Raw genomic sequence first — 17,064 nt, forward strand, 5'->3', positions numbered from 1 at the left:
CCTCCATTGAGTCCACACTTCAATGATTCAGCATACGCCAAATAAATGTTGAAGATGTAGGCTCAGCGTAGCGCCTTCGCGGGAACGACGGTCTTGGGGCCAACGAGATCGTCGAGTCCTATCAGACCTCGACGATCTCGAACGAGTGCGTGATCTCGGCTGTCTTGGCCAGCATGATCGACGCCGAGCAGTATTTTTCATGCGACAGCCTGACCGCGCGTTCCACCGCCGTCGGTTTCAGCGCGTGGCCGGTCACCGTGAAGTGGAAGTTGATCCTGGTGAAGACCTTGGGATCGGTGTCGGCGCGTTCGGCCTGCAGGGTCACGTCGCAGCCGCGCACGTCCTCGCGGCTGCGCTTGAGGATCAGGACCACGTCGTAGGCGCTGCAGCCGCCGGTGCCCACCAGGACCATCTCCATCGGGCGCGGCGCCAGGTTATGGCCGCCGCCGTCAGGCGCGCCGTCCATGGTCACCATGTGGCCGCTGCCGGTCTCGGCCCGGAAACTCATGCCCGACGGGCCGTTCCAGCTGACTTTCACTTCCATGCGATTCTCCGTGTTGCTGATGGGTCGATAAGGACATCGATTGTACGGCAGCCGCCGCCCGCGCGCAGGCGGCCGCCCATCCCTGGACTCAAACTCCCAGCACGTATTTCTCGCTCTTCATGCGCCAGCTCGCGAACGCCACCACCAGCAGCGCCGGGACCAGCGAACACAGGAAAGTCAGCACGAACGGCGCGAAGCCGATATCGCCGCCCTTGGCCAGCTCCTTGATCAGGGTCTGGTTCGACAGCATCGGCACCAGGTACATCCACTGCGCGGTCTTGAGTTCCATGAACGAGATCACGAAGCCCGGCAGCAGCGGCACGAGCATCACCAGGCTGACCGTGGTCTGGGCTTCCTTGAAGGTCTTGGCGTTCATCGCCATGGCGATGTACAGGGCGGACGACAGCAGCGCCAGCGGCATCGTCGCCAGGCAGACCAGCAGCAGCGAGCCCCAGCCCAGGTTCCACGACATGCCGATTTCTTCCAGCGGCAGCCAGCGGAGCATCGCATGGCCCAGCATCAGCACCACGCTGACGCCCAGCAAAGCCAGCACGCTGGAGGCGAGCCACTTGCCGCCCACCAGCTCCCAGCTATGCGCCGGCTGGGCCATGAGCACTTCGAGCGAGCGCCGTTCGCGTTCGCCGGCGGTGCTGTCGACTGCCGACGACATGTTCAGGAGGAAGGCCGGGAAGAACAGGAAGCCGATCATGCCGCCGATGACCATGGCCGAGCGCGAGGCATTGGTGCCGGTGTCGTAGCGTTGCAGCTGGATCGGCGCCAGGGTGGCCGGCGACACGCCGTGCGCCAGCAGGCGCGCGCTGGCGATATTGCTGCCGTAGGCCTGCAGGATCTCTTCGAGCTCGCGCCGCTGCGGGCCGCTTTCGGCCGACGAGTCGAACCACAGTTCGATGCGTGCGGGACGCATCGACTGGTAGTTGTCGACGAAGTCGTCCGACAGGCGCAGCACGGCTGCGATCTTCTTGCCATGCAGGAGTTCTCCGATCGCTTCCTCGGTCATGGGGCCGGAGTCGTTGATCGTCACGCTGCGTTCGCGCAGCTGGGCGATCAGGGTCGGGGCCTTGGCGCCGCCGATCACGGTCAGGTGAATGCCTTCGCGTTCGGTCCTGGTGCTCTTGTCGATCAGCTGGTGCAGCGTGAAACCGAGGATCGCCGGATAGAACAGCACCGCCAGCACCAGGAAGCCGAAGGTGCGCCTGTCGCGCAGCGTCTCGCGCAGCTCCTTGAGGAATACGACCTTGAGTTTGGACTTCATGCGATACCTTCCTCGGTGCCCACCAGGCTGACGAAGGCGTCTTCCAGGTCGGCGATGCCGGTGCGCCGGCACAGTTCTTGTGGCGAACCCTGGGCCACGGTATGGCCCTTGGCGATGACGATCACGTCTTCGCACAGGTGGATCACTTCCTGCATCACGTGGGTGGCCATGATCACGCAGCAGCCGTCCTCGCGCAGGGCGTTCAGCGCGGTGCGCAGCGCGCGCGTGCTCATCACGTCCAGGCCGCGGCTCGGTTCATCGAGCAGCAGATGGCGCGGACGGTGCAGCAGGGTGCGCGCCAGCGCCACCTTGATGCGCTGGCCCTGCGAGAAGCCCTTGGTCTGGCGCTCGAGGATGTCGTCCATCCCGAGCAGGTCCGACACCTCGCCGACGCGGGTGCGCAGCGCGGCGCCGTCCATGCCGTTCAATTCGCCGAAGTAGTTCAGGTATTCGCGCGTGGTGAGGCGCTCGTACAGCCCGAACTGGTCGGTCAGGAAGCCGATATTGCGGCGCACCGCCATCGGATCCTTCTCGGGATCGATGCCGCCGATCGAGATCGCGCCGTGGTCGCGTTTGAGCAGCCCGACCAGGGTGCGCAGCAGGGTGGTCTTGCCGGCCCCGTTGGGGCCCAGCAGCGCGGTGATCTGGCCGTCGCGCGCGGTAAAGGAAACGCCGCCCAGCGCCTGGACGGCGCCGAACTGCTTGCGTACATCGTGGACTTCGATCATGGAGTTTCCGACATTCAGGGTTGCGGCCCGGCGCTGCCGAGCTGGAAGGTGGGAGCCGGCACCTCGGCCATGCAGGCGGCGTCGAGCTTGTCCTGCGGCCGGTCGAGGAAGGCGCGCAGCAGACGCGGCGCGCAGCCGAGCTGCGACACGCCGTGGCCTGCGTTGGCGACCACCACGTGCTGGGCGTGCGCCATCGACTTCGCGGCGGTCGCGGCGCGGTGCGGCGGCGTGACCGGATCGAGGGCGCCCGACAGCAGCAGGGTCGGCGCCGCGATGCGCGCAGGTGTTACGTACGGCACCGCGGGCACCTTGATGTCCTGGCACAGTTTCGGGATCATCTCGGCCAGCGGGCGCGCCAGCACGGCGGCGTCGGATTTCATCAGCTCGGGCGTGAAGCGCGGCACGTCTTCGGCGCACACCACGGCGAAGTGCAGCAGCATCGACATGCTGGCGTCGTTGCCGAAGTCGCCGGCCAGGTTCTGGCGCGCGACGAAAGGCTCCCAGCGTCCGCGGCTGGCGCTGTGGATCAGGAAGGGCAGGCGGCGCGCATCGGCCGGCGCATACAGGATGTTGTGCACGGTGCCGAGGAAGCGCTGCGAACTCATGGTGAACTCGGTCGGCTCGGCAGTGCGCGGATTGGGCAGCGACAGGTGGACGTCACCCGCCTCCACCTTCTGCACCAGCGCATCGAATTCGGCGCGCAGATTCGGATACGCCTTGTTGCAGGCAGCGTCCTTGGTGCAGGCGGCGAACAGGCCGTCGAGCGCGGCCTGGCCGTCACGGCCGCCGGCCGGGATCACCTGGTCGGGCGCGGCCACGCCATCGAGCACCAGGCTGCGCACGCTGTCCGGATAGGCGCGCGCGTAGGCCTGGCCCAGGCGGGTGCCGTAGGAGCCGCCCCACAGGTTGACCTGGCGGTAGCCCAGCGTGCGCCGCACCTGTTCCAGGTCGCGCGCGGCGTTGGCCGTGGTGTAGGCGGCCAGCGGCTGCTTGTTATTGGCGATGCAGGTACGCAGCTCGGCCATCAGCTCGTCGTCCGTCATGCGCTCGTGTTCGGGCCTGCTTTCGCAATCGAGCTTGCCCGAGCGGCCGGTGCCGCGCTGGTCGATGAAGACGATGTCGCGGGTTGCGCGCACGCGGTCGAAGGCGAGCTTGAGCAGGGGCAGCACGTCGCTGCCGGCCTGGCCGGGACCGCCGGCCAGCACGAACAGCGGGTCGCTGCGCGTGCCCTGGCGGTAGGCCGGGGCGACGGTCACGTGCAGTTTCAGTGGCGCGCCTTGCGGCTTGGCATAATCGAGCGGGACATCGACGGTGACGCAGCGCAGGGCTTCGACCACGCCGGGCAGGTGGCAGCTGCGTTCGGTCTTCGAGGACGCAGGCGAGGCGGCGGTGTTCTGGGCGCTGGCCGCGCCCGTGAGCAGCAGGGCCAGGATGGCGGGCAGAATCTTGGATCTCTTCACAACATCTCCTCAGGTTGTAACGATGATAAGTTCGCGCTGTTTCCCAGGTCAACCGATTGTTTCAACTGCGCATCAAGGTATGTGGTGTGGGTAAGTGCTTTTGTGCAAGATTGCGTCGTCGGCGAGATCGACATCGATCGGGATTGACGTCGATGGCGATGGTGGAGTATGATTGCCGGCTTTCCGTTTGCTCAGGAAAGACAATAAGGACGAGTCCGCTGAAGCATTTGTGCGGAACCACCATTTGAGCAATTTTTTCTTTTGGAATAAACATGAAAACTTTTTCCGCTAAGGGCCATGAAGTCCAGCGCGACTGGTTTGTCATCGACGCGACGGACCTGGTCCTCGGACGTGTTGCCAGCGAAGTGGCACTCCGACTGCGCGGCAAGCACAAGCCAGAGTTCACCCCGCACGTTGACACCGGCGACTTCATCGTCGTGATCAACGCCGGCAAACTGCGCGTGACCGGCACCAAGGCCACCGCAAAAACGTACTACCGTCACTCGGGCTACCCGGGCGGTATCTACGAAACCAACTTCCTGAAAATGCAACAGCGTTTCCCAGGTCGCGCACTCGAGAAAGCTGTCAAGGGCATGCTGCCTAAGGGCCCACTCGGCTACGCCATGATCAAGAAGCTGAAAGTGTACGCGGAAGGTTCGCACCCGCACGCTGCTCAGCAACCACAAGCACTGACCCTCTAAGGAACTGACATGATCGGTAACTACAACTACGGCACCGGCCGTCGCAAGAGTGCAGTCGCTCGCGTGTTCATCAAAGCTGGCACCGGCCAGATCATCGTGAACGGTAAGCCAGCATCGGAATACTTCTCGCGTGAAACCGGCCTGATGGTGATCCGTCAGCCGCTGGAACTGACCGGCAACGTCGAACGTTTCGACATCAAGGTCAACGTGCACGGCGGCGGTGAGTCGGGCCAGGCTGGCGCCGTCCGTCACGGCATCACCCGCGCTCTGATCGACTACGACGCAGCACTGAAGGGCGACCTGGCACGTGCCGGCTTCGTCACCCGTGACGCCCGTGAAGTCGAGCGTAAGAAAGTTGGTCTGCGCAAAGCACGTCGCGCAAAGCAATTCTCGAAGCGTTAATCGTCTTCCTCAGTGCCTTCGGGCACTGGTTCAGAAAAGCCGTCCGCCGCAAGGTTGGGCGGCTTTTTTGCTTTAGGGATAGGTACAGCACCCCGCTAAACAGACTGTTAAAATGCAGCCTCGTCCTAATAGGGGCCTTTTTACCATTATTGAAGGAAAAGACATGATTAAAGTTGGCATCGTCGGCGGAACCGGATACACGGGCGTGGAATTGCTGCGGCTGTTGGCCGTTCATCCGGATGTGCAACTGACCGCGATCACTTCGCGCAAGGAAGACGGCCTGCCGGTGGCCGATATGTTTCCTTCGCTGCGCGGTCGCGTCGACATCGCCTTCTCGAGCCCGGACAAGGCCGACCTGAAGCAGTGCGACGTGGTGTTCTTCGCCACCCCGCACGGCGTGGCGATGGCCCAGGCGCCCGAGCTGCTGGCGGCCGGCGTCAAGGTGGTCGACCTGGCGGCGGACTTCCGCATCAAGGACCGCGCCGTCTTTGAAAAATGGTACAAGATCGAGCACACCGCGCCCGAGCTGCTGGATGAAGCCGTCTACGGTCTGCCGGAGCTGAACCGCGACGCCATCAAGGGCGCGCGCCTGATCGCCAACCCGGGCTGCTACCCGACCACGATGCAGCTGGGCTACTATCCGCTGCTGAAAGCCGGCCTGATCGACGCCGGCAGCCTGATCGCCGACTGCAAGTCGGGCGTCTCCGGCGCCGGCCGCAAGGCCGAGATCGGCACGCTGTTCTCGGAGTCGAGCGACAACTTCAAGGCCTATGGCGTGCAAGGCCACCGCCACACGCCGGAAACCTCGGCCCAGCTGGCGCGCTACACCGACCAGAAGGTCGGCCTGATCTTCACCCCGCACCTGGTGCCGATGATCCGCGGCATGCACGCAACGCTGTATGCGCGCCTGACGCAGGAGATCGACAACGCTGCCCTGCAGGCGCTGTTCGAAGAACAATACAAGGACAGCGAATTCGTCGACGTCATGCCGTTCGGCTCGCATCCAGAGACGCGCTCGACCCGCGGCTCGAATATGCTGCGCCTGGCGCTGCACCGTCCGGAAGGCACGGACACCGTCGTGATCCTGGTAGTGCAGGACAATCTGGTCAAGGGCGCCTCGGGCCAGGCCGTGCAGTGCATGAACCTGATGTTCGGCCTGGAGGAATCGAAGGGCCTGCAGCAGATCGCCTTGTTGCCATAACTGCTACGCGCGTTGCGCGACCCGACGCAGATCAAAGCGACGACCTTTGAGCCGGGTAAATTGACTGTTGGACACGTTCAATCCAACGGTCAATTCTCCTCAGAGGTGCGTCATGTTCGGTCGACAAGTGAAAAGCGAGATAGACAGCCTGGTCGGTATCTCGGCCCGCATCGAGGGTGACCTGTGTTTCACCGGCGGGCTGCGTATCGACGGTGAAGTCCACGGCAATGTGGTGGCGGTGGATGGCGCCGACAGCATGCTGATCGTGTCGGAGCATGCGCGCATCGAGGGCGAGGTGCGCTGCGCCAGCCTGGTGGTCAATGGCTACATTGCCGGGGCTGTTTATTCGTCGGAACTCCTTGAATTACAGCCGAAAGGCCGCATTAATGGGGATGTACATTACCGTTTGCTCGAGATGCATGGCGGGGCGTTGGTAACAGGTAAATTAACGCACCAACCCGCCAGCGAGCCGGTGTTTCATCTAGCCGACGCTGTGGAAGGCTCGGCAGCATGACTTCCGCCAACCGTCTATAATGGACGGTGTTTGATTTATTCAGGAGCTTTCCCATGACCGCAGTCGCCGAAGTAGTAGATTTCGACACGATTCCCGTACCAATCAACTTCACCGACAGCGCGGCTCAGAAAGTTGCTCAGCTGATCGAAGAAGAAGGCAACCCCGACCTGAAACTGCGCGTCTTCGTGCAGGGCGGTGGCTGCTCGGGCTTCCAATATGGTTTCACCTTCGACGAGATCGTCAATGAAGACGATACGACGATGGAAAAGGCAGGCGTCCAGCTGCTGATCGACTCGATGAGCTACCAGTACCTGGTCGGCGCCGAGATCGACTACAAGGACGACCTCGAAGGCGCCCAGTTCGTGATCAAGAACCCGAACGCCACCTCGACCTGCGGCTGCGGTTCGTCGTTCTCGGCGTAATCGTTGCTCGCTCATCCAGGCCACGGTCTGGATCATCGACGGCCCGCTTGTGCGGGCCGTTTGTATTTACCGTGTGTGCTGTCGGCCCACGGTGGTAGCATGACGCTTTTTTAAGACAGAGGTAGCAATGACCGTATTCGCCATGCCCGTATTCGACGCCACCGTCATCTACGAGGGCAAGGAACTGTTCAAGGGACAGGGCGCCGCCAAAGGCTGGGCCGAGAAGTTGGCCCGGGAGATCGAGAGCGAGGTCACGGTGGAAAAAATCGGCACCGGTTGGGTGCTGTGCGGCACGGTCGATGGCGTGCCGTGCCAGTGGGCCATCCTCGGCCAGCGGCTCAAGCGTCTCGACTGACGCTCCAAACTATCAATCCAACAACAAGGTAAGTAATGGACAAGACCAACCTCGCGAAATACGATGCAAAGAAGCTGATGAACAAGATGGGCCCCAAGGGCGCCGTCATCGGCAAGGCGGGGGATGCGCCTGCGGCGGATCGCCGCGAACAACGCGAACGCCACCGCGCGCTGGGCCTGGTGCCGTTCGCAGTCAAGCTCAATGGCGACCTGGTCAAGCAGTTGCAGGCGCAGAGCAAGGAACAAGGCGTCGACCTGAACGAACTGGTGGCGCAGTTGCTGCAAAAAGGCCTGGCTGCCTGAACTTCAGGCCGGGTACAACGCCCCCAGGATGCGCGGGCCGCGCGCGCCCGTGACCGCCGGTAGATTGCCCGCTTCGCGGTTGGCGAAACGCCAGCCCAGCCAGGCGAAGGCCAGCGCCTCGACCCGGTTCGGCGCCACGCCCAGTTCCGCGGTCGAGGCCACTTTCACACCGCCGAGTTCGGCGCCGATGGCGCGCAGCAGGGCGCCGTTGTAGGCGCCGCCGCCGCAAACATAGACCGCGTCCGGCGTCACGCCCTCGTCGCCGATCGCGCGCGCGATCGTGACTGCCGTCAGTTGCACCAGGGTCGCTTGCACATCGGCCGGGGCGAGGTCGCTGAAGGACGCGAGCTTGGCATCGAGCCATGGCGCGTGGAACAGGTCGCGTCCCGTGCTCTTGGGCGCCGGCTGGCGGAAATACGGTTCGTCGAGCAGGGCGTCCAGCAGCGGCTGCTGGACCGTGCCGCTGGCGCCCCAGACGCCATCCTCGTCATAGGTGCAGCCCTGGTGGCGCGCGATCCACAGATCGAGCAAGACATTGCCTGGGCCGGTATCGAAACCGGTCACGCGACCGTCGCCGTGCAGCACGCTGATATTGCCGATGCCGCCGATGTTGACGACCACGCGCGCGGTGCCCGGCTTGCCGAAAGCTGCCTCATGGAAGGCCGGCACCAGCGGCGCGCCCTGGCCGCCGGCGGCGATGTCGCGGCTGCGGAAGTCGGCGATCACGTCGATGCCGGTCAGCTCGGCGAGCAAGGCCGGGTTATTGGTCTGGCGCGTAAAACCCAGTTCCGGGCGGTGGCGGATGGTCTGGCCGTGAACGGCCACCGCGGTCACCGGCGCCGGGCAGGATGGCAGCAGTGAGCGCACGCAGTCGGCGTAGACCAGGGCCAATGCGTTGGCGGCCAGCGCTTCGCGCCCGAGTTCGTTGGGGCTGGCGGCCTGCAGCGCCATCAGTTCTTCGCGCAATTCGGACGGAAAGGGCGTGAAGGCAGCCGACAGGGTCTGGATGGCGCCGTTGGAGAAATCAGCCAGCACGCCATCGACGCCGTCGAGGCTGGTGCCGGACATCAGGCCAATGAAAAGGGAATGTGTCGCGGTCATGGTGTTATAAGTTTTTGTTGGCGTACAAAACAAAACGCCCTCCAGCATCGCGATGCAGCGGAGGGCGTTTTATATGGTGCGGTATGTCTTAGCGGGCTGCCATCGACGAGCCGCTTGGCGCCATCAGCGAGAAGCGGTGGTTCATCTCGGCGGCCGCCATGCGGAAGCGTGCCAGTTCGGCCTGGTTCAGCGGTTGCTGGGCCAGCGACTTGAACTTGTTCGGATCCTTGGCCACGCCTGCAACGCGGAATTCATAGTGCAGGTGCGGGCCGGTCGACCAGCCGGTCGAGCCGACGTAGCCGATCACCTGGCCCTGGCTGATCTTGCTGCCCTTGCGCATGCCCGGTGCGATACGGCTCATGTGGGCGTAGGCGGTGCTGTAGCTCGACCAGTGTTTCAGGACGACCATATTGCCGTAGCCATTGCCGTTGCCCGCGAAGTCGACGGTGGCATCGGCCACGGCGCGGATCGGGGTGCCGGTGGCGGCGGCGAAGTCGACGCCTTTATGCGCCTTGAACTTGCCCGAGATCGGGTGCACGCGCATCGAGAAACCCGACGAGACGCGCGAGTACTGCAGTGGCGACTTGAGGAAGGCTTTCTTGAGCGACTTGCCGTCCAGCGAGTAGTAACCACCCTGCTTGGAGACCGGATCTTCGTACCAGACCGACTGGTAGCTGGTGCCGCGGTTGACGAATTCGCCAGCCAGGATACGGCCGGTCTTGATCAGTTCGCCGTCGAGCCAGAAGGTTTCGTACACGACATTGAAACGGTCACCGCGCTTGACGTCGCTGCGGAAGTCGATATTGGTCGAGAACATCTCGATGATCTGGCCAACGACCGAATCCGGGATGCTGCCGCCGTCGACATTGGCGTCGGTGGCCGCGTACAGCGAGCTGGCGATCTCGCGCGAGCGCATTTCGACGCGGCGCTCGAGCTTGGCGGGCGCCTCGAGGGCGACGAATTCCTCGCCCTTGCGTTCGACGCTGATCGTGCGTGCTTCGCCGCTCTTGCCGTCGGTGACGGTGGCGCGCATCGACAGCAGCAGGCCGTTTTCGTCGGTCTCGGCCTGGATGCGCTTGCCGGTCTGGAGCGACAGCAGGCGCTTGGCGAGTTTGTCCGAACGAACGAACTTTTGCGCTTGCGCGTCTTCGATGCCGAGGCGGGTGAAGAGCGAGCCGAGCGAATCGCCGCGGCGGATGCGTTCTTCGTGGATGAATTGCTGCTCGTCTTGCTGGAGCGCGGCGATCTGGTCGGCCAGGTTCGGCAGTTCCAGGTCTTGCGCAACAGAGGTGACGGGCAGGTCGGAGGGATCGGGAGCGATCGGTGCAACGCCTACGGCGCCAAAGGCGCACACGCTCAGGAAGACGGCGCCGGCGCTCAGGACGCGGGCTTTGCGGGTCTTCGGCAGCAGCGCTAGCAGGCTTTTACCAGTGATTTTCTGTATAGGGTTCATGCAATCAGTTAAAATTTGCGGCTGAACTTTCAAGGACCATGTTCTGACGTTTCCGAAAAAGTTTTCTATGGGAAACTAAAACAGGATCGTGAATTATACCAAAAGATATGGTCCTACAACCGTTTTAGCCAATTTCCTACACGAATTTATGACCTCTAACGCAGCCTTTAATGGTAGTGCGGCAACTTCCATTAAACCTTTGCCACTGACCGACAAGGTTCTTGAGTCTCTTGCCATTGCCAAACGTGGCGTCGACGAACTCCTGATCGAAAGCGACTTCGCCCAAAAACTGGCGCGCTCCGAACAAACCGGCAAGCCGCTGCGCATCAAGCTGGGCCTGGATCCAACGGCGCCGGACTTGCACCTCGGCCATACGGTGGTGCTGAACAAGTTGCGTCAATTGCAAGACCTGGGCCACCAGGTGATCTTTTTGATCGGCGATTTCACTTCCATGATTGGCGACCCGTCGGGCCGCAACGCCACCCGTCCGCCGCTGACCCGCGAGCAGGTCGAGGAAAACGCGATGACGTATTTCCGCCAGGCGTCGCTGGTGCTGGACGCCAGCCGCACGGAAATCCGCTACAACTCCGAATGGTGCGACCCATTGGGCGCGCGCGGCATGATCCAACTCGCCTCGCGCTACACCGTGGCCCGCATGATGGAGCGCGACGACTTTACCAAGCGCTACAAGAGTGGGACTCCGATCGCTGTGCATGAGTTCCTGTATCCGCTCATGCAAGGCTACGATTCGGTCGCTTTGCAGTCAGACCTTGAGCTGGGTGGAACGGACCAGAAATTCAACTTGCTGGTCGGCCGCGAGCTGCAGAAGGACTACGGCCAGGAGCCGCAATGCATCCTGACCATGCCGCTGCTGGAAGGCCTGGACGGCGTCGACAAGATGTCCAAGTCCAAGAACAACTATATTGGTATCACCGAAGCCCCGAACAGCATGTTCGGCAAGCTGATGAGCATCTCGGACGAGATGATGTGGAAGTATTTCAACCTGCTGTCGTTCCGCTCGCTCGACGATATCGCCCAATTGAAAGCGACGATCGACGGCGGCGCCAACCCGCGCGATGCGAAAGTGGCGCTGGGTAAAGAGATCGTCACGCGCTTCCACTCGGCCGCGGCGGCTGACGACGCGCTGGCCGACTTCGTCAACCGCTCCAAGGGCGGCATTCCGGACGACGTGCCTGAAGTGTCGCTGTCCGGCGCGCCGCTGGGCCTGCCGCAACTGCTGAAGGCCGCCGGCCTGTGCGCCTCGACCTCGGAAGCCATGCGCATGGTCGACCAGGGCGGCGTGCGCATCGACGGCGCCGTGGTCAGCGACAAGGGCCTGCAAGTGGCCGCCGGCACCGTCGTGGTGCAAGTCGGCAAGCGCAAGTTCGCCCGCGTGACCCTGGCAGCATGATTGGCCTGCTGCAACGCGTGAGCGAAGCGGCGGTGCGCGTCGACGGCCAGACCGTCGGCGCCATCGGCCCCGGCCTGATGGTGCTGGTGTGCGCCGAAAAAGGCGACACCGAACGCGAGGCCGACCTGCTGCTGACCAAGCTGCTGGGCTACCGCGTGTTTTCCGACGAGGCCGGCAAGATGAACCGCAGCGTGACTGACGTCAAGGGCGGCCTGCTGCTGGTGCCACAGTTCACCCTGGCGGCGGACACGAAATCGGGCACGCGCCCCTCGTTCTCGCCGGCCGCTGCGCCGGAAGACGGACGGCGCCTGTTCGAGCATGTCGTGCGCCAGACGCGGGAACGGCATGGCATTGTCGAGACCGGCGTATTTGGTGCTGACATGAAAGTGTCGCTCATCAACGATGGCCCGGTCACATTCTGGCTGCGTATTGATCCCGTCGGGGCGGCGCGCTGAAACCCGCGCCTGGCGCCAAGGTCCAATTGAGTAGCCAGGTTAGTAGCCACGGAGGTCACATGCGAATCTGGAGCGACTCATTCACCGACGGGGCCGACATTCCCGCCGCCTGCGCGTTCGCGGTCAGCGATCCTGCTACCCACGTCAAGCTGTCGAGCAACCGCAATCCCCATATCGCCTGGGACGACGTGCCGGCCGGCACGCAGTCGCTGGTGCTGATCTGCCACGATCCCGACGTGCCGTCCGAAGGCGGCGACGTCAACAAGGAAGGCCGCACCGTACCGGCCACCTTGCCACGCGTCGATTTCTTCCACTGGACGCTGGCCGACATCCCGGTCTGCCTCAAGTCGCTGGCCGAAGGCATGTTTTCAGACATGGTCACGCCGCATGGCAAGCCCGGTCCCGAAGTCGCCTTCACCATCAAGAACGGCACCGAACACGAGATGCGCCACGGCGTCAACGACTATACCGGCTGGTTCGCGGGCGATCCCGATATGGCGGGCGAGTTCTACGGCTATGACGGCCCGTGCCCGCCGTGGAACGACGAGCGCGTGCATCACTATGTGTTTACGCTGTATGCGCTCGACATTCCGCGCCTGCCGCTGGAGGCGCGCTTCACCGGCTCCGAGGCGCGCCTGGCAATCCAGGGACATATCCTCGACGAGGCGCGCATTTTCGGCACGTATTCGCTCAATCCCCAGGTCGTGGCCGACCTGGCAAAATAATCAAGCATCTGATTTTTTCACTGCCCCGAGGTTCGGGTGCAAGGACCTCATGACATTGAACGACGCGCCTGCGGGAACGACCACGATCCTCCTGATCCGCCACGGCGAAACCGCCTGGAATGCCGAGCGCCGGCTGCAGGGCCATCTCGATATCGCACTCAATGCCGAAGGCGAGCGCCAGGCCGCGGCGCTCGGCGCGGCGCTGGCTGGCGAACAGATCGACCTGGTCATTTCCAGCGACCTGGCGCGCGCCCGACAGACGGCCGAGGCGATCCATCTCGCCCGTGGCGCGCCCGATGCCGGCCGTGTCCAATGCGATCCCCAATTGCGCGAACGCTGCTATGGCGGCTTCGAAGGCTTGCTGTACAGCGAGATCGCGGCCCGCTTCCCGCTCGAGTTCGCCGCCTGGCAGGCGCGTAATGTCGATGCGGTCCTGCCGCCAGGTAAGAACCAGGGCGAGACCTTCCGTAGTTTCTTCGAGCGGGCCACGGGGGCGATCCTGGGCCATGCGGCGCGCCATCCCGGCCAGACCCTGGCGCTGGTGGCGCACGGCGGTGTACTCGAGTGCGCCTACCGGGCTGCGCTCGGCCTGCCGCTGGAAACGCCGCGCGACTTCAAGGTGCACAATGCCAGCATCAACCGTTTCGTGGTCGAGCAGGGCGTGTTGAAGCTGGTCAGCTGGGGTGAAATCGATCACCTGCGCCAGGTGGCGCTGGACGACTTGCCGTGAGCGCCATGTGAGTAAAACAGGCGCGACAACGCCTGTTTCAGCGGCCTGCCAATATCGCACGCGCAACAATCACATTAATTTTGCTGATAATTTGAGCAGCGCTTGGGGTAAAATAGCAGGTTCCCAAGAAACTTCTGAGTTTTTCTGCTGTGCAAATCGGTCCATATCACCTGCGTAATAACGTCTTTGTCGCCCCCATGGCTGGAGTGACGGACCGTCCGTTCCGGCAACTGTGCAAGCAGCTCGGCGCGGGCTATGCGGTGTCCGAAATGGCGGCGTCGAACCCGCGCCTGTGGGCCAGCGAGAAGACGTCGCGCCGGATCGATCACGCGGGCGAGATGGAGCCGAAGGCGGTGCAGATCGCCGGCGCCGATCCTAAAGACCTCGCCGATTGCGCGAAGTTCAACGTCGAACGCGGCGCCCAGATTATCGACATCAATATGGGTTGCCCGGTCAAGAAGGTGTGCAATAGCTGGTGCGGTTCGGCCCTGTTGCAGCACGAAGACCTGGTCGAGCGCATCTTGCACGCCGTGGTCGAGGCGGTCGACGTGCCGGTCACCCTGAAGTTCCGCACCGGCTGGGATCGCGAAAACAGGAACGCGCTGCGCATCGCGCGCCTGGCCGAGCAGGCCGGCATCCAGATGCTGACCCTGCACGGCCGCACCCGTGCCGACGGCTACAAGGGCGAGGCCGAATACGACACCATCCGCGCCGTGAAACAGGCGGTGAGCATCCCGCTGGTGGCCAATGGCGACATCACGACGCCCGAGAAGGCGAAGTTCGTGCTCGACTACACCGGCGCCGATGCAGTGATGATCGGCCGCGCGGCCCAGGGCCGTCCCTGGATCTGCCGCGAGATCGACCACTACCTGCGCACCGGCGAGCATCTGCCGGCGCCGCTGGTGGACGAGGTGCGCGAATTGATGAACGAGCACTTGCCGGCCCATTACGCCTTCTATGGCGAATACGTCGGCGTGCGCACCGCGCGCAAGCACATCGGCTGGTATGTACAAGACCTGCCGGGCGGCGAGGAATTCCGGCAGCGCATGAACCTGCTGGAATCGACGGCCGAGCAACTGGCGGCGGTCGACGACTTTTTCAAATCGCAGCACAGGCATGGCGAGCGGTTACAATACCGCCCCTCGCATCCGGATGTCGACGCGATCGCGGCATAAGCACCAGGAATAAGCACCACACCACAAGAAGAACACGGGGACGCGCTGTGCGTGAGCGCAGCAATCATTAAACCAGGATGAAGCAGCAGAAGACATGAGCAAAGAAAGTATCCAGGAAGTCGTCCAGAAGAGTCTCGAAGACTATTTCAACGATCTGGGCGAACAAAAGCCGACCAACATCTACGACATGATGGTGTTGACCGTCGAAAAGCCCGTCCTCGAAGTGGTCATGTCGCGCGCCGACGGCAACCAGTCGCACGCCGCGCAGATGCTGGGCATCAACCGGAACACTTTGCGCAAGAAACTGCAGGAGCACGGGCTGCTCTAAGCGTGACCCACGTGGCCGCGCACCTAGCGCGCGGCCACGGCCGGATCCCCGATCCGCCTGCCCGCCGCCAGGAATTCTCAACCATAGGCCACACCATGATCAAACAAGCTCTCATTTCCGTATCCGACAAGACCGGCGTGCTCGATTTCGCACGTGCGCTCTCGGCGCTCGGCGTCAATATCCTGTCCACCGGCGGCACCGCCAAGCTGCTGCAGGATAATGGCGTGCCAGTGACCGAAGTCGCCGACTACACCGGTTTCCCGGAAATGCTGGATGGCCGCGTCAAGACCCTGCACCCAAAAGTGCACGGCGGCATCCTGGCGCGCCGTGACTTCCCCGAGCACGTGGCCAAGCTGGAAGAGCACAATATTCCGCAGATCGACATGGTCGTGGTCAACCTGTATCCGTTCCAGCAGACCGTCGCTAAGCAGGAATGCTCGCTGGAAGATGCGATCGAGAACATCGACATCGGCGGCCCGACCATGCTGCGTTCGGCGGCCAAGAACCACCGCGACGTGGTCGTGATCGTCGACCCGGCCGACTACGGCGTGGTGCTGGCCGAAATGAAAGGCCAGGGCGAAGCCACCGGCCCGGTCAGCTATGAAACCAAATTCCGCCTGGCCAAGAAAGTGTTCGCGCACACCGCGCAATACGACGGCGCGATCACCAACTACCTGACCAGCCTGGGCGAAGACCGCGCGCACGCGACCCGCTCGAGCTTCCCGCAGACCCTGAACATGGGCTTCGAAAAAGTCCAGGACATGCGCTACGGCGAGAACCCGCACCAGGGCGCGGCCTTCTACCGCGACCTGATCACCATCGACGGCGCGCTGGCCAACTACACCCAGCTGCAGGGCAAGGAACTGTCGTACAACAATATCGCCGATGCCGATGCGGCCTGGGAATGCGTCAAGTCGCTGGGCGGCATGCAACAGCCGGCCGGCTGCGTGATCGTCAAGCACGCCAACCCGTGCGGCGTGGCGATCGGCGCCGATGCGCTGGACGCCTATTCGCGCGCGCTGCAGACCGACCCGACCTCGGCTTTCGGCGGCATCATCGCCTTCAACGTCGAAGTCGACGGCAAGGCGGCCGAGGCACTGTCGAAGCTGTTCGTCGAAGTGCTGATCGCGCCATCGTTCACCGCGGAAGCGCGCCAGATCATGGCGGCCAAGCAGAACGTGCGCCTGCTGGAAATCGCCCTCGGCGCCGGCCAGAACGCGTATGACGTCAAGCGCGTCGGCGGCGGCCTGCTGGTGCAGTCGCCGGATGCCAAGAACGTGGGCCTGGGCGACCTGCGCGTGGTCACCAAGAAGCAGCCGACCCCGCAGCAACTGCAAGACATGATGTTCGCCTGGCGTGTGGCCAAGTTCGTGAAATCGAACGCGATCGTGTTCTGCGCCAACGGCATGACCCTAGGCGTCGGCGCCGGCCAGATGAGCCGCATCGATTCGGCCCGCATCGCCTCGATCAAGGCCCAGAACGCCGGCCTGTCGCTTGCCGGTTCGGCCGTGGCGTCGGACGCCTTCTTCCCGTTCCGCGATGGCCTGGATGTGGTGGTCGATGCGGGCGCGACCTGCGTCATCCACCCCGGCGGCTCGATGCGCGACCAGGAAGTGATAGATGCCGCCGACGAGCGCGGCGTGGTGATGCTGTACACGGGCACCCGCCACTTCCGTCACTGATCCGGTGACACCATCGGGCCGGTGGAATTTGCCGGCCCGATGCGATCCAACCGTGGTGAACTGTGTTTTTGCACAGTATTTTTCCCACGAACACCCCCAGCC

At 63.4% G+C, this 17,064-nt stretch carries 20 protein-coding genes; 14 read left to right on the forward strand and 6 right to left on the reverse strand.

Going from position 1 to position 17,064, the window contains the following annotated elements; translation table 11 throughout:
- Positions 1–121: 121 nt before the first annotated feature.
- From FVD38_RS25395 to FVD38_RS25410, 4 genes are all read right to left on the reverse strand, one after another.
- On the reverse strand, positions 122–544 hold the full coding sequence (locus FVD38_RS25395) for an OsmC family protein (RefSeq protein ID WP_147937342.1): 423 nt from the start codon (positions 542–544) through the stop codon (positions 122–124).
- A gap of 88 nt (positions 545–632) precedes the next feature.
- Positions 633–1,817: an ABC transporter permease gene (locus tag FVD38_RS25400; RefSeq protein ID WP_147937343.1), complete on the reverse strand. Its 1,185-nt coding sequence runs from the start codon at positions 1,815–1,817 to the stop codon at positions 633–635.
- On the reverse strand, positions 1,814–2,545 hold the full coding sequence (locus FVD38_RS25405) for an ABC transporter ATP-binding protein (protein ID WP_147937344.1): 732 nt from the start codon (positions 2,543–2,545) through the stop codon (positions 1,814–1,816). Before FVD38_RS25405 ends, FVD38_RS25400 begins: the two co-directional genes overlap by 4 nt.
- A 14-nt stretch (positions 2,546–2,559) precedes the next feature.
- Entirely contained in the window at positions 2,560–4,005 is a 1,446-nt protein-coding gene (locus FVD38_RS25410; protein WP_147937345.1) for an alpha/beta fold hydrolase, read from the reverse strand.
- A gap of 272 nt (positions 4,006–4,277) precedes the next feature.
- Between FVD38_RS25410 and rplM the strand changes: the two genes are divergently transcribed.
- From rplM to FVD38_RS25445, 7 genes are all read left to right on the forward strand, one after another.
- Positions 4,278–4,706 (forward strand): 50S ribosomal protein L13, encoded by a 429-nt coding sequence (gene rplM, locus FVD38_RS25415; protein WP_123069984.1) that lies wholly within the window; start codon positions 4,278–4,280, stop codon positions 4,704–4,706.
- 9 nt (positions 4,707–4,715) lie between these two features.
- Positions 4,716–5,108: a 30S ribosomal protein S9 gene (gene rpsI / locus FVD38_RS25420; RefSeq protein ID WP_123069985.1), complete on the forward strand. Its 393-nt coding sequence runs from the start codon at positions 4,716–4,718 to the stop codon at positions 5,106–5,108.
- Positions 5,109–5,271: 163 nt separating this feature from the next.
- On the forward strand, positions 5,272–6,309 hold the full coding sequence (gene argC / locus FVD38_RS25425; protein WP_147937346.1) for an N-acetyl-gamma-glutamyl-phosphate reductase: 1,038 nt from the start codon (positions 5,272–5,274) through the stop codon (positions 6,307–6,309).
- A gap of 112 nt (positions 6,310–6,421) precedes the next feature.
- On the forward strand, positions 6,422–6,823 hold the full coding sequence (locus FVD38_RS25430; RefSeq protein ID WP_005667909.1) for a bactofilin family protein: 402 nt from the start codon (positions 6,422–6,424) through the stop codon (positions 6,821–6,823).
- A 53-nt stretch (positions 6,824–6,876) separates the two neighbouring features.
- Positions 6,877–7,245, forward strand: a complete 369-nt coding sequence (erpA, locus tag FVD38_RS25435) for an iron-sulfur cluster insertion protein ErpA (RefSeq protein ID WP_109345080.1) — start codon at positions 6,877–6,879, stop codon at positions 7,243–7,245.
- A gap of 127 nt (positions 7,246–7,372) precedes the next feature.
- Entirely contained in the window at positions 7,373–7,600 is a 228-nt protein-coding gene (locus FVD38_RS25440) for a hypothetical protein (protein ID WP_147937347.1), read from the forward strand.
- 35 nt (positions 7,601–7,635) lie between these two features.
- Positions 7,636–7,902 (forward strand): hypothetical protein, encoded by a 267-nt coding sequence (locus tag FVD38_RS25445; protein WP_147937348.1) that lies wholly within the window; start codon positions 7,636–7,638, stop codon positions 7,900–7,902.
- A gap of 3 nt (positions 7,903–7,905) precedes the next feature.
- Here FVD38_RS25445 and FVD38_RS25450 read toward each other — a convergent pair whose 3' ends face one another.
- Together FVD38_RS25450 and FVD38_RS25455 are read right to left on the reverse strand one after the other, a co-directional pair.
- Positions 7,906–9,003 carry an anhydro-N-acetylmuramic acid kinase gene (locus tag FVD38_RS25450; protein ID WP_147937349.1) on the reverse strand — a complete coding sequence of 366 codons (1,098 nt, stop codon included), beginning with the start codon at positions 9,001–9,003 and terminating at the stop codon, positions 7,906–7,908.
- An 88-nt stretch (positions 9,004–9,091) separates the two neighbouring features.
- A complete protein-coding gene (locus FVD38_RS25455; protein ID WP_123069991.1) occupies positions 9,092–10,456 on the reverse strand; it encodes a M23 family metallopeptidase in 1,365 nt (454 codons plus the stop codon).
- Positions 10,457–10,604: 148 nt separating this feature from the next.
- Here FVD38_RS25455 and tyrS point away from each other — a divergent pair, with 148 nt between their 5' ends.
- From tyrS to purH, 7 genes are all read left to right on the forward strand, one after another.
- Positions 10,605–11,867, forward strand: a complete 1,263-nt coding sequence (tyrS, locus tag FVD38_RS25460; RefSeq protein WP_147937350.1) for a tyrosine--tRNA ligase — start codon at positions 10,605–10,607, stop codon at positions 11,865–11,867.
- Complete coding sequence (gene dtd / locus FVD38_RS25465) at positions 11,864–12,322, forward strand: D-aminoacyl-tRNA deacylase (protein WP_147937351.1); 459 nt, start codon at positions 11,864–11,866, stop codon at positions 12,320–12,322. Before tyrS ends, dtd begins: the two co-directional genes overlap by 4 nt.
- A 59-nt stretch (positions 12,323–12,381) precedes the next feature.
- Entirely contained in the window at positions 12,382–13,047 is a 666-nt protein-coding gene (locus tag FVD38_RS25470) for a YbhB/YbcL family Raf kinase inhibitor-like protein (protein WP_147937352.1), read from the forward strand.
- A 49-nt stretch (positions 13,048–13,096) separates the two neighbouring features.
- On the forward strand, positions 13,097–13,777 hold the full coding sequence (locus FVD38_RS25475) for a histidine phosphatase family protein (RefSeq protein ID WP_147937353.1): 681 nt from the start codon (positions 13,097–13,099) through the stop codon (positions 13,775–13,777).
- Positions 13,778–13,926: 149 nt separating this feature from the next.
- A complete protein-coding gene (gene dusB, locus FVD38_RS25480) occupies positions 13,927–14,952 on the forward strand; it encodes a tRNA dihydrouridine synthase DusB (RefSeq protein WP_147937354.1) in 1,026 nt (341 codons plus the stop codon).
- Between the two features lie 94 nt (positions 14,953–15,046).
- On the forward strand, positions 15,047–15,280 hold the full coding sequence (locus FVD38_RS25485; protein WP_005667930.1) for a helix-turn-helix domain-containing protein: 234 nt from the start codon (positions 15,047–15,049) through the stop codon (positions 15,278–15,280).
- Between the two features lie 95 nt (positions 15,281–15,375).
- Positions 15,376–16,962, forward strand: a complete 1,587-nt coding sequence (gene purH, locus FVD38_RS25490; protein ID WP_147937355.1) for a bifunctional phosphoribosylaminoimidazolecarboxamide formyltransferase/IMP cyclohydrolase — start codon at positions 15,376–15,378, stop codon at positions 16,960–16,962.
- Positions 16,963–17,064 lie beyond the last annotated feature (102 nt).

The sequence above is a fragment of the Massilia arenae genome (assembly GCF_008014745.1).
GTDB classification, from domain to species: Bacteria; Pseudomonadota; Gammaproteobacteria; order Burkholderiales; family Burkholderiaceae_D; genus Telluria; species Telluria arenae.